General features: G+C 68.9%; 9 protein-coding genes and 1 pseudogene. 7 read left to right on the forward strand and 3 right to left on the reverse strand.

Translation table 11 applies throughout. The annotated features are described in order from the left end of the window. Window positions 1-21 precede the first annotated feature (21 nt). Together ABGB16_RS17085 and ABGB16_RS17090 are read left to right on the forward strand one after the other, a co-directional pair. On the forward strand, window positions 22-1077 hold the full coding sequence (locus tag ABGB16_RS17085; RefSeq protein ID WP_347669051.1) for a methyltransferase: 1056 nt from the start codon (window positions 22-24) through the stop codon (window positions 1075-1077). A gap of 107 nt (window positions 1078-1184) precedes the next feature. Then, window positions 1185-1667 (forward strand): hemerythrin domain-containing protein, encoded by a 483-nt coding sequence (locus ABGB16_RS17090; protein WP_347669052.1) that lies wholly within the window; start codon window positions 1185-1187, stop codon window positions 1665-1667. Window positions 1668-1797: 130 nt separating this feature from the next. Here ABGB16_RS17090 and ABGB16_RS17095 read toward each other — a convergent pair whose 3' ends face one another. Beyond that, window positions 1798-2394, reverse strand: a complete 597-nt coding sequence (locus ABGB16_RS17095) for a response regulator transcription factor (protein WP_347669053.1) — start codon at window positions 2392-2394, stop codon at window positions 1798-1800. A 646-nt stretch (window positions 2395-3040) separates the two neighbouring features. Between ABGB16_RS17095 and ABGB16_RS17100 the strand changes: the two genes are divergently transcribed. After that, window positions 3041-4525 (forward strand): MFS transporter, encoded by a 1485-nt coding sequence (locus ABGB16_RS17100; RefSeq protein ID WP_347669054.1) that lies wholly within the window; start codon window positions 3041-3043, stop codon window positions 4523-4525. Window positions 4526-4574: 49 nt separating this feature from the next. Here the strand turns inward: ABGB16_RS17100 and ABGB16_RS17105 are convergent, their stop codons facing one another. After that, window positions 4575-5573, reverse strand: coding sequence for an aldo/keto reductase (locus tag ABGB16_RS17105; protein ID WP_347669055.1), 999 nt, complete (start codon window positions 5571-5573; stop codon window positions 4575-4577). A 213-nt stretch (window positions 5574-5786) separates the two neighbouring features. Between ABGB16_RS17105 and ABGB16_RS17110 the strand changes: the two genes are divergently transcribed. The 4 genes from ABGB16_RS17110 to ABGB16_RS17125 are packed head-to-tail and all read left to right on the forward strand — an operon-like array spanning window position 5787 to window position 10427. After that, window positions 5787-6728: an SRPBCC family protein gene (locus ABGB16_RS17110; RefSeq protein ID WP_347669056.1), complete on the forward strand. Its 942-nt coding sequence runs from the start codon at window positions 5787-5789 to the stop codon at window positions 6726-6728. A gap of 50 nt (window positions 6729-6778) precedes the next feature. After that, window positions 6779-7726 carry an aromatase/cyclase gene (locus ABGB16_RS17115; RefSeq protein ID WP_347669057.1) on the forward strand — a complete coding sequence of 316 codons (948 nt, stop codon included), beginning with the start codon at window positions 6779-6781 and terminating at the stop codon, window positions 7724-7726. Next, window positions 7719-9956, forward strand: coding sequence for an AMP-binding protein (locus tag ABGB16_RS17120; RefSeq protein ID WP_347669058.1), 2238 nt, complete (start codon window positions 7719-7721; stop codon window positions 9954-9956). Before ABGB16_RS17115 ends, ABGB16_RS17120 begins: the two co-directional genes overlap by 8 nt. A 60-nt stretch (window positions 9957-10016) precedes the next feature. Further along, entirely contained in the window at window positions 10017-10427 is a 411-nt protein-coding gene (locus ABGB16_RS17125) for a VOC family protein (RefSeq protein WP_347669059.1), read from the forward strand. A 470-nt stretch (window positions 10428-10897) separates the two neighbouring features. Here the strand turns inward: ABGB16_RS17125 and ABGB16_RS17130 are convergent. Then, window positions 10898-11472, reverse strand: a pseudogene (locus tag ABGB16_RS17130) (hypothetical protein); the annotation flags it as partial.

Raw genomic sequence — 11472 nt, forward strand, 5'->3', positions numbered from 1 at the left:
CCTCCAGCGAGGACGGTGACCATGACGCGAGCAGCAACGCCCCTGCCCGACGCGCCGACCACGGCGACGGCCGTGTTCCAGATGATCACAGGGCACTACCTGTCCACCGCCGTCAACGCCGCGGCCCGCCTCGAGCTCGCCGACGCCATGGCCGACGGCGTTCACGACCACCAGACGCTGGCGCGGCGTACGGGTACGCATCCGGACTCGCTCCTGCGACTGCTGTACCTGCTCGCCTCCGCCGGGCTGCTCACGGACGAGGGCGAGGGCCGGTTTGCGCTCACCGAGGCCGGTCGTCTGCTCCGCAAGGACGCCGACCTTTCGCTGCATGCGGTCGCACTGATGCACGCGGGTCCGGGCCACATCCAGCGCTGGATCTCCCTGCCGGAGCTCTTGCGGGAGCCGCCGAAGGGCAGTGAGGACAAACCGCGCGGCAATCCCTTCGCCCAGATGCCGCCGCACGTCGCGCAGATCTTCCACCGCGCCATGACCTTCTTCTCCCAACACACCAGCGAGGCGGTGGTGCGTTCGTACGACTTCGGCAGGTTCCGCAGCCTCGTCGACGTCGGCGGCGGCGAAGGCACCCTGCTGGCCGCGATCCTTCGGGCGAACCCGGAGCTGCGCGGGACGCTGTTCGACCTACCCTCGGCCGGCGAGGCGGGGCGGCGGACGCTGGCCGAGGCCGGGCTGGCCGGGCGCGGCGAGGTCGTCGATGGCGATTTCTTCACCTCCGTGCCAGCCGGTCACGACGCGTACCTGCTGAAGAGCGTGCTGCACGACTGGGACGACGACGCCAGCCGGACCCTGCTGGCGAACATCCGTGCCGCCATGAAGCCCGACAGTCGGCTGCTGCTGGTGGAGACCATCCGTCCGGACAGGTTCGACACCACCGCGGGCTCGTTGCTGGCCGCGTACAGCCACCTCGGCATGCTGTTCAACGGTGGTGCGGAACGAAGCGAGCGGGAGTTCCGTAGTCTGCTGGGTGGTGCCGGACTCGAGCTGAACGAGATCACCTGGATCCGGCCCGCCTGGTCCGGTGTGGCGAACACCGCAGTGATCGAGGCAGTCGTCGCCTGACCGCCGTGAGGCTCGCCGCCCGGCCCGGCGAGCGCCGTCCGCCGTACCCTGTCCGGTGCGCGTCCGGCACCGGACCACATCCGTACGCCGTTCCCCAGGGGAAACACATGTCAGAACCTTGGACCGAAGAACGCCGTGGCGCCATCGGCGACTTTCTCGGACGTGTCCATGCCGATATCCGTCGCGGGCTCGAATCGACGCTCGAGGAACTCGACGGGGTCATCCGGGGCGGCTCGCCGACGGCGCCCGCCGCGGTCGCCCTGAGGGCGCAACTGGCAATGCACTGTATCGCCGTGTGCGACCTCCTGACCCATCACCACGAGCACGAGGACGATGCCTTCGGGCCGCTGGAAAGGCACATGCCCGAGCTCTCCCCCGCGATCGCCCGCCTGCGGCAGGAGCACCATGTGGTGGCCGAGGCCATCGCGGAACTGCGCGAGCTGATCAGCGGCTTCGAGGCCGGTGAGCGGACCGCCGCCGAGGTACGCGACGACGTCGCCCGGCTCACCGCCGACCTCGAGAAGCACTTCGCCTACGAGGAGGCGCAGCTCATCCCCCCGCTGAACCGACTCGGCGAGCAGGTCGCATGATCGTGCGACGGCTTCCTCCAGTCGGTGGAGGAGGCCGTCGCACGTCGGCGTCCCAGCGCCGTGCCAGGTCAGCCGAGCGCAGTGGCCGGTCCGGGCACCGACCGGACCGGCGAGTCCGCCGGGGGGGGGCTCAGAGCCAGCCCGACTCGCGCATGATACGCAGCGCGTCGACAAGGTTGCGGCCGCCGAGTTTGGACACCGCTGTAGAGAGGTAGTTGCGTACCGTTCCGGTGGAGAGGCTCAGCCGTGCGGCGACCTGCCGGGCTTCCTCGCCGTCCGCCGCCAGCCGCAGCACCTGAAGCTCCCGCTCGGTCAGACGGTGCGGCCGGGCATCGATGGCCGCCAGCGCCGCCTCCGGGTCGATCACCCGCTTGCCGGAGGCGACCGACCGGATCGCGTCGCTGAGCTGTCCCGGGTCGGAGTCCTTCAGCATGAACCCGTGCACGTTGGCGGCGATGGCACGACGCAGGTGGTCCGGCTGTCCCAGGCTCGTCAGAATGATCGTCCGGCAGCCGATGTCCGCTTTATGCAGAGCCGACGCGGCGCTCAGGCCGTCCAGGCCCGGCAGATTGATGTCGACCACCGCAATGTTCGGGCGGGTCTGCCGGGCAGTGGGCATGATCTGGGTCCCGTCCCCGACCTCGGCAACCACCTCGATGCCGAGCTCCAGCTCAAGCAGAGACACCAGCGCCTTGCGCAACATGTACATGTCCTCGGCGATGAGCACCCGAATTGTCACTCTTTCCCCCGTGAGTTGACCTGGCGTGGAGATGTCCCGACGACGATGCTCACCTCAACGCACCGCCGCCGCCCCTCGGGCAGAAGAAGCATCCCGCGTATCCGCTCGACACCCCGGACGAGAGGTGACAGAGAGCCCGGAAGGGCGCTGTTGCGACACGAATGCCTTGACATCGCCGAGCGGGACACCTGGCCTTGACGGAGTGAGTGCTCGCTCCGTAGAGTGCCGTCATGTCTCTTCCACAAGGGGATGCCACGCACAGGGGAACGGCGGCAGTCACACGATGAGCGGCCCACCGGGACGCGGTGGCCCCCGGTGGGCGACGCGCCGGCGACGGCGGCCCCACCAACCACGGGAGAGGCGAGACGCGCCGCCACTTCCGCCGCAGCCGCGACGACGAGGGCACCGGGCGACGCGAGCACGGGCGGCTCACCAGTCGCGACCGGCGCCGCCCTGCGGCACCAGTCATTCGTGACGGCCGCAGGCGGGTTGGATCGGACGACCGACCCGGGAGTGGGACCACGAGACCGCGAACGCCCATCACATCCTCTACCCAGGCGTACGGACCGGAGGGCGATCGCCTCCTAGCGCCCGAGCCACCGTCAACAGTGCTGCCATCAACCAGAGGTATTCGATGACTACCAATGAAATCTACGACGATCTCACTCCGCGGAACCGCAGCATAGCCACTTTCGCCCTCCTGGCTTGCGCATTCCTGGCGATGCTGGACGGCACTGTAATCGTCACCGCCCTTCCCAAGATCGTCGAGCAGGTCGAAGGCGACAGCTCGTGGTTCATCTGGCTGATCACCGGGTACCTGCTCACGTCGTCGGTCAGCGTCCCCATCTACGGGCGCTTCTCGGACCTGTACGGCCGGCGCAGTCTCCTGCTGATCGGACTGTTCATCTTCGTCGCCGGATCGCTCGCCTGCGCGCTCGCTGACTCGATGGTGTTCCTCATCGCCGCTCGGACCGTCCAGGGGCTGGGCGCCGGCGCGCTGCTGACCCTGAGCATGGCGGCCATCCGCGACCTGTACCCGCCCGGGCGTTCGACCGGCATGGTTCGCATGCAGACGGTGCTCGCCATCATGATGATCGTCGGCATGGTCGGCGGCCCGCTGCTGGGCGGCCTGCTCACCGACCACGCCAGCTGGCGGTGGACCTTCCTCATCAACCTGCCGATCGGCGGCACGGCGCTCGTCCTGCTGTCTGCCATCCTCCCGTCGGGGCGCACGGCCCGGGTCACCACCGGAAAGCTGGACGCGCTCGGAATCACGGTGCTCACCGTCAGCCTGTCGCTGCTCACCATCGGACTGAGCATCCAGAGCGACCGCACCGGGAGCCAACAGTTCGGGTGGACCCATCCGGCCGTGGCGTTGCCCCTGCTCGTCGGGCTCGTTCTGCTGGCCGCCCTGGTTCCGGTAGAACGTCGGGCGCAGACGCCGGTCCTGCCTCTGCAGCTGTTGCGCCGCCGAAGCTACACGGCGCTGTTGACCGGTGGCTTCTTCTTCCAGGCAGCCTCGCTGCCGATCAGCTTCATGGTGCCGCTCTACCTGCACGACGTGCGCCATTACTCGGCAAGCTCCTCCGGCGCGCTGTTGCTTCCGCTGTTGATCGGCATGGCGGTCAGCAGCCGACTCACCGCCACCGTCATCCTGAAGACGGGCCGGACGCGACCGGTGCTGCTCGTCGGCGCCTGCCTGCTGACCGCCGGCGCCGTGGGCTTCCTGCTGCTCGACGACAACACGTCCCCCGTCCTCATCGGTGTGTGGCTGACGCTGGCCGGACTGGGCACCGGGCCGGCGATGGGCGGTATCACGATCGCCGCGCAGAACTCGGTGCCGCCGACGGACATCGGTACGGCCACCGCGGGCTCGACCCTCACCAAGCAGATCGGCGGCGTATTCAGTCTCGCGATCGCCCAGACCCTGCTCAACCAGCAGGACGTAGCCACCGGCTTCACCTCCGCCGGGGTAGGCGGCGCGATCGGCTGGCTCGGCGGAACGGCCGGCCTGCTGGCGCTGGTGTCGATGCTCGTCATGCGCGACGTCCTCGTTTTCGTACCTGGCAAATCGTCGCCCAAGGCCATGGCCTTGGCGGAGTCCCGGGCCCAGGATTGAACGGATGCCCCGGGGCCCGCGCCCCCGGTGTAAGGGCGCAGACCGGGGTTCAGGCCACCCGGTCGGCGTTGGCGATCCTCCGGTGCGCCGGATGCCGGGAGCCCGCCACCCGGTCTGGCGCGAAGATCCCATCGAGGCGGGCCTGCTGCTCGGCCGTGAGAGTCAACTCGGTCGCCGCCGCATTGTCCCGGAGGTGCTCGACGCGGCGGCTGCCGGGAATCGGGACGACATCCGGGCCCCGGCCCAGCAACCACGCCAACGAGAGCCGCGCGGGGCTCACCCCCAACTCCGCGGCGAGCCCCGACGCCTCGTCGACCATCGCCCTGTTGTGCCGGAAGTTGGTGCCCTGCAACCGCGGATGGTTCCGGCGGTGATCCCCCTCACCCAACTCCTCCGGGGCCCGCAGCTCGCCGGCAAGGAACCCCTTGCCGAGCGGGCTGTGCGCGATCAGCACCACGCCCAGGTCCCGAGCCGCCGGGAGGATCTCGGCTTCCAGGTGCCGCTCCCACAGCGAGTACTCGCTCTCCACCGCGGCGACGGGGTGCACGGCACAAGCACGACGCAGAATGTCGGCGGACACCTCGGACAGAGCGATCTGCCCGACCTTGCCCTCGGCCTTCAGCTCGGCAAGGGCGCCCACGCTGTCTTCGACCGGCACCTCCCGGTCCACGCGACCCAGGCAGTAGACGTCGACGTGGTCGACGCCGAGCCGGCTCAGCGAGGCGTCGCACGCCTGCCGCAGGTACTCGGGCCGACCGTCGACGACCGTCGGCGGCCCGCCCGGGGTGCGGGACCGCACGCCCCCGCGCGTGACGATCACCGCCTGCTCGCGCCGTCCGGCGAGCCCCCGGCCGAGCAGACGTTCGTTCGCGCCGTCAGCGTAGAAGTCCGCGGTGTCGAAGAGGGTGATCCCGAGGTCGAGCGCGGCGCGGATCGTGGTGATGCACTGCTGTGGGTCGACCGGGCCATACCCACCGGTCATGCCCATGCACCCCACCCCGATGGCGGAGACCTGCGGCCCGGCCGCTCCCAGCTTTCGCTGCCTCATGTGCATCCTTCCGTCGGCGACATCAGGGCCCACGATCGCGACGCCGTCTCGACCAGCGCTCGAACCGCCCGCCCACACGTCCGCTCCTCCGGCCCTCGGCCTCCCGACGTCCACCGGGCGTGGAGTCCGCCTCGAGTCGGCAGTGGCACGGTGCCGGAGCGTCGCAAATTCGCTCGCCCTGCCATCGCGACGCTCGTTGCCGAAGGAGTGCCCGTGTCCCTCGTCACCAGCCAGTCCGTTCACCGCGCCCTGGTGAACGCACCGCAGGACGTCGTGTTCGACCTCATCGCCGACATGAAGGAGCAGCGACGCATCTTCCAGTCGGTGATCCACACCGCCCAGCTCGGGCGCGACGACACCGGCGACCGCGTCGAGCGGTGGTCGTGGATCCGCCCGCTGGACGCGGTGCGGTCCTGGCGCGCCCGCCGGGAGCTGGACCGGTCCGCGGGCCGGATCACGTTCGCGCACGAGAACCCTCCCGCGCCGCTGACCGCCGTCTCCGGTGAGTGGCAGTTCACGGCGCAGCCCGCGGGCGCGACCCTGGTGGAGCTCCGCCACGAGTACGCGTTCGACGACGGGGCACCGGACGGCAAGGAGACGGTCGAGCTGCTCGATCGTGGAAGCGCAGCCCAACTGAACCAGTTGAGCGACTTTGTCGACGCCAAGGCCGACATCGACGAACTTCAGGTGTCGTACGAGTCCGAGCTACTGATCAACGAGCCGATCGAGGACGTGTACACCTACTTCAGCGACGCGAGCCGCTGGAACGAGCGCATTCCGCACTGCCTTGGCGCGACGCTCAAGGAAGAGACCCCCAACCTCCAGGTCGTGACCATGGACGTCCAGGTGCCCAGCGGCGCCGTGCACACCACGAAGCAGGCCCGCGTCTGCTTCCCGAACGAAAAGATCATCTGGCGCCAACTGGAGGGCCTGCCTCCTCTCGACGACGCGCTGTACGGCTACATGCTCTTCACCCAGACCGCCGAGGGCGTGCTGGTGCGTACCGGCCAGACGGAGCTGCTCAAGCGCAACGGCGTGGCCAAGCGTGGCTGGACCGTGGCGGAGGCCAAGCACCACGTGGCCGAGGTCCGGGGCGGCCGCAATCTCGACTCCCTGAAGAGCGCTCAGGAGTACCTGAGCCGGCGGCGGGCCTGAACCGTCCGGCCGCACACCGGTCGTCATCCTCCCGAGGAAGGACCAGACTCATGCCCGAGCCGGCAGAGCACCACACCCGGCACAGCGTCACCGTCAAAGCGTCGGCGGAGACGGTCTACGGCCTCATCGCCGACGTCGAACAGTGGCCGCACGTCTTTTCCCCGACCATTCACGCCGAGCGGCTCGACCGGGACGCCGGCACCGAACGCATCCGCCTGTGGGCCTTGGCCAACGACGAGGTAAAGACGTGGACCTCGCGTCGGGAGTTGGATCGCCCGACGTGGACGATCAGGTTTCGCCAGGAGGTCACGCCGGCACCGGCCGCCGCGATGAGCGGTGAGTGGGTTCTCGTGCCACAGTCCCCCCACGAGACCAAAGTGCTGCTCGACCACCGATTCCGAGCCATCGACGACGCTCCCGACAGCGTCCGGTGGCTCAGGCAGGCGGTCGAGCGCAACAGTGTGTCCGAACTGGGCCGGCTGTGCACGGCTGCGGAACTCGCGGAGGGCATCGACGCGGTCCGGGTCAGTTTCGAGGACTCCGTCCGCATCCGGGGCGACCTCGGCACGGTGTACGAGTTCCTCAACGATGCCGGCCGCTGGCCGCAGCGGCTGCCGCACGTCACGCGGGTCGACCTGAGCGAGAAGGTGCCCGGCATCCAGGACATGGAGATGGACACCCGCACCATCGACGGCGCCACGCACACCACCCGGTCGGTCCGCGTCTGCTTCCCCGGCCGTAGCATCGTCTACAAACAGACGGTGCTACCGGCGGCGATGGCCGCGCACACCGGGGCCTGGCGGCTCGACCAGGACGGCGAGACGGTGGTTGCCACGTCCCAGCACACGGTGGTTCTCGACCGTGCCGGGGTCACCAACCTGCTCGGCCCCGACGCCACCGTCGAGCAGGCGAAGGAGATCGTACGAACGGCGCTCGGCAAGAACAGCCGCACGACGCTGGAGCATGCCCGGCAGTTCGCGGAGGCCCGCCGTGGCTGAGCCGATCACCACGGTGGACGACATGCTGGCGGTCACCGCACGCCGGTACCCGAAGACGACGGCCATCCGGGCCGACTACGGCGACATCACGTACGCGGAGATCGACAAGGCGGCCACCATGTGCGCCGCCGCACTACGTGGGCTGCTCGGCGAGGAGCGCTGTGTGGTGGCCGTTGCCTCGCCCCTGCACCCAGACTTCATGGTCGGCTTCTACGGTACGATCCGCAGCGGCAACATCGCGGCGCCCATCAATCCCAGGTTGCCGCCGCATCTGCTGTATCACATGCTCGCCGCGTCGGACGCCCGGCTCGCCTTCGTCACGACCGAGCTGTTCGCGCAGCTGCGACGGGTCAGGGACCGACTGCCTGGGCTGCGCGAGGCCGTACTCGTCGGTCCCGGGCCGGTCTCGGACGCCAACGACATTCGCACCATCGACGACCTCAGCGCCGCGTACGAGGTGCGGGGCAATGCCATGCCGCCGCCGGTTGCCGTGTCCGCCGACGACGTGGCCTGCATCCATTTCACCAGCGGTACGACCGCGGCGCCGCGCGGCGTCCAGCTCACCCATCGCAATCTGACGGTCAACGCCGGGCAAATCGCCGAGGCGCACCGGCTGGGTCCGGACTCCGTGGTGCTGAACCACCTGCCGAAGTTCCACCTCATGCATCTGAACGCCGTCGTGAAGGTCGGCGGTGTCCATGTGCCGTGCACGTCGCCCGACAACGAGGCCGCGATCAAGCTGGCCAACGCGGTGAGAGCCACGCACTTCTACACCATCCCGATGAAGCTGAACCGGCTGGCCGCCGACCCGGCCCTGCCGGACCTGCGGCTGGACACCGTCCGGATGATCGCCTCCGGCGGCAGCGCCCTCTCCGCCCAGGTGGGCGAGAAGCTGTCCGAGCACTTCGGGATCCCGGTGTTGCAGGGCTACGGCCTGGCGGAGACCTCACCGCTCACCCACTCCGCCACCCCGGACGATCCGCGCCCCGGGTCGGTCGGCCCGGTGGTCACCGGGACGCGGTGCCGGATCGTGGACATGGCGACCGGCGAGGAACTGCCCGTCGGCGGGCGCGGCGAGATTCACGTCCGCGGGCCGCAGGTGATGAAGGGCTACCTCGATCCCCGGGAGCCGAGCCCGATCACGGAGGACGGCTGGCTGGCGACAGGCGACATCGGCCATGTCGACCGCGACGGCTTTCTGTACGTGGTCGACCGCATCAAGGACCTGTTCAAGTGCGACAACCAACTGGTGTCGCCGAGTGAGGTCGAGGAGCTCCTCGAGGCACACGAACTGGTCCGGGAGGCGGCGGTCGTCGACTACCCCGACGACGACAGCGGCGCCGTCGCGAATGCGTTCGTGTCGCTGCGCGAGCTGCCCGAGGGCGCGGACGTCGGGCGAGTCCTCTCCGAGATCGCCGCCTCGGCGGCCCGCGACGTCCCCCACTACCAGCAGGTACGCCATATCGAGCAGGTGGACGCCCTGCCTCGCTCGCCCAACGGCAAGGTGACGCGGCGTGAGCTCAGGGCGGAAATGATCACTCGTCGGGTCTTGCAGACCGATCCGACGGGCCGGCGGCGGCCGAGCGCCGGCGTGCTCGACGAGTCACGGGACCTCAGCGGCCTCGTCACTGTTATCGCGCGATTCAACACGGCCGGGGACCCCAAGGCGTTTGAGAAGGTCTTCCTTGAACACGTGAAGTTCATGCGCAGACAGGACGGCTTTGTGGCCCAGCAGGCGGTCACGCCGGTCGAGGACTCACGGGTCTACGTCAACTTCGGGTGGTGGTCGAGCCAGCAGGCCTTCCAGCAGGTCGTGCAGCACCCGGAGTTCCGCGCGCACCAGGCGGCCATGCGGTCGATGCTCCATTCGGCCGAGATGAATCCCAGCAAGGCCCTGTTCCGGGTTCCCGGCTCCAGGCCGGTGCGACTGGCGATCGGTGCGCCGGTGATGCGGCTCACGACGTACCGCCTGACCGGCGCGCCCGAGGAGTTCGAGTCCGCGTTCGTCGCCCACGCCCGGTACCTCCAGACGTTGCCGGGGTTCGCCTTTACCGACTTGAACCGGTCGATGCAGGATCCCGGCACGTACACGAGCATCGGATACTGGTGGGACACCGAGACGCTGGGGCATGCCGGGGAGCACACCACGTGTCTGCGCCTGGCCGAGCACGCCGACGTCAGCGTCGAGCGGGTCGAGCACGTCGCGGGCAACCAGCCGTTACGCCCGTAGCGGGCCGCTGTATGCCGGCGGCACCACACCACAAAACCCAGCAGGAGGTCTAAAGAGCAGATGGTCACCACCGAGCACGGCGGCCACGCCGCCGCACCCCCGGCCGCGAACGCCAACGAGGGCATGGTCGTGTTCTGGCACATCAAGACGCCGGACACGACCGCTGCGCGCAGGTTCTACGAGCAGCTCTTCGGCTGGCAGTTCAATGAGATCAACTACCTGACATTCGCCATCCTGAACCAGGGTCGCATGATGGGCTGCCTCGTCGCCGCCCAGGAGCCCTCCACCTCGCCGGGAAGCGTGCTCTACGTCGAGGTGACCGATCTTCCCGAGGCCCTGCGGCGGGCGACCGAGCTGGGCGCGGAGGTGGTGGCGGAGCCGCTCAACGTCATGGGTACGCGGGCATTCGCCGATATCCGCGACCCGACGGGCACGCTCATCGGTCTGTGGACGGAGAACTGGCAGGGCTGACGACTGAAGCCGCGGCTGCCGGACCGTTGAAGCGGTAACACATCGGAGGCTCACCTCCGCCGGTGCAGCAGGCCGGACCCCCGCCATTCAGAGACCGTCGGGTAACCAGCTCGGAGCGTTCTGTTACGGGGAGACACGGCGATGCCGGGTGCTCGACAAATAGCTCATCCCCGCCATGATCGCGTTGTGTGCGCAACTGCAACTGTGGCGGGGATGACGCCCGTTCATGCTGTCCGTCGAGCTTGACCGATGCGATGCGGGTGGTCCTCGCGCCCTTGATGCCGGTCCGTGACCTGCGCAAAGTCGGCCGGCCGCGCAAGTGGGGAGATCGGTTGATCCTGGAGCGAGGAAGGTCACTACCTGTGCCGCAACGGTCACCCGTCCAGGTCGAACTGCCCCGAAACCGGCATACCAATTCAAAGCAGCACCAACAGGAAGTGGAATTGAGTCGTACCTCAACACCGTTGCGTTTAGCGCCGTGAGCGGGAGGCAAGCCCCTTTTCGAAGATGGTGATGTCGGGGTGGAAGGTGTAGGTCTGCGTGGTTGCGGGGTGCTGTCCGGCGTTCGGGCTGTACTTGCTGGTCGGGTTCTTGCGGGAGCGGGCCTTGATTCGAGGGCGGCGCCAGGCGGGCTGGAGGTCGGCCAGCGCGGCTTGGCCTATCGCGCCGAGGAGGTCGGTTGAGCTGCCGGGAAGGACTGCGCTGGCGGTGGTGATCGTGTCGGCGGCGGCTTCGATGAGGACGGTGAAGCTGATTCGGTCCATGTCCAGGCTGGGCTGGGTGGAGGTGGCGTCTGCTGCCGCGCGGATGAGGGCCTGGTAGGCGGTGAGTAGGGCGTACACCTCCTGCTCGGTCCCGGGGATGCTGCGGGAGCGCAGGACGCGGCCGTCGAGCATGGTCGATTTGATCGAGAAGTATGTGGTTTCGGCCTGTCGGGTAGCTCCGGCGCATTGCTGCGCCGGAGCCCCCTCAGAACCGGACGGGCGGGCTTTCCCCGCATCCGGCTCAAGCAAGCCCTGAAGGGCCGTCGGCAGGTGCAGGTGTG

It is taken from the genome of Micromonospora sp. B11E3, assembly GCF_039871625.1.
In the GTDB taxonomy this organism is placed as follows: Bacteria; Actinomycetota; Actinomycetes; order Mycobacteriales; family Micromonosporaceae; genus Micromonospora.

What these genes read in the sequence shown, in the direction of transcription:
- ABGB16_RS17105 (WP_347669055.1), bottom strand. Translation starts at nt 5,573, where the DNA reads ATGAGGCAGCGAAAGCTGGGAGCGGCCGGGCCGCAGGTCTCCGCCATC.
- ABGB16_RS17090 (WP_347669052.1), top strand. Translation starts at nt 1,185, where the DNA reads ATGTCAGAACCTTGGACCGAAGAACGCCGTGGCGCCATCGGCGACTTT.
- ABGB16_RS17115 (WP_347669057.1), top strand. Translation starts at nt 6,779, where the DNA reads ATGCCCGAGCCGGCAGAGCACCACACCCGGCACAGCGTCACCGTCAAA.
- ABGB16_RS17125 (WP_347669059.1), top strand. Translation starts at nt 10,017, where the DNA reads ATGGTCACCACCGAGCACGGCGGCCACGCCGCCGCACCCCCGGCCGCG.
- ABGB16_RS17085 (WP_347669051.1), top strand. Translation starts at nt 22, where the DNA reads ATGACGCGAGCAGCAACGCCCCTGCCCGACGCGCCGACCACGGCGACG.
- ABGB16_RS17100 (WP_347669054.1), top strand. Translation starts at nt 3,041, where the DNA reads ATGACTACCAATGAAATCTACGACGATCTCACTCCGCGGAACCGCAGC.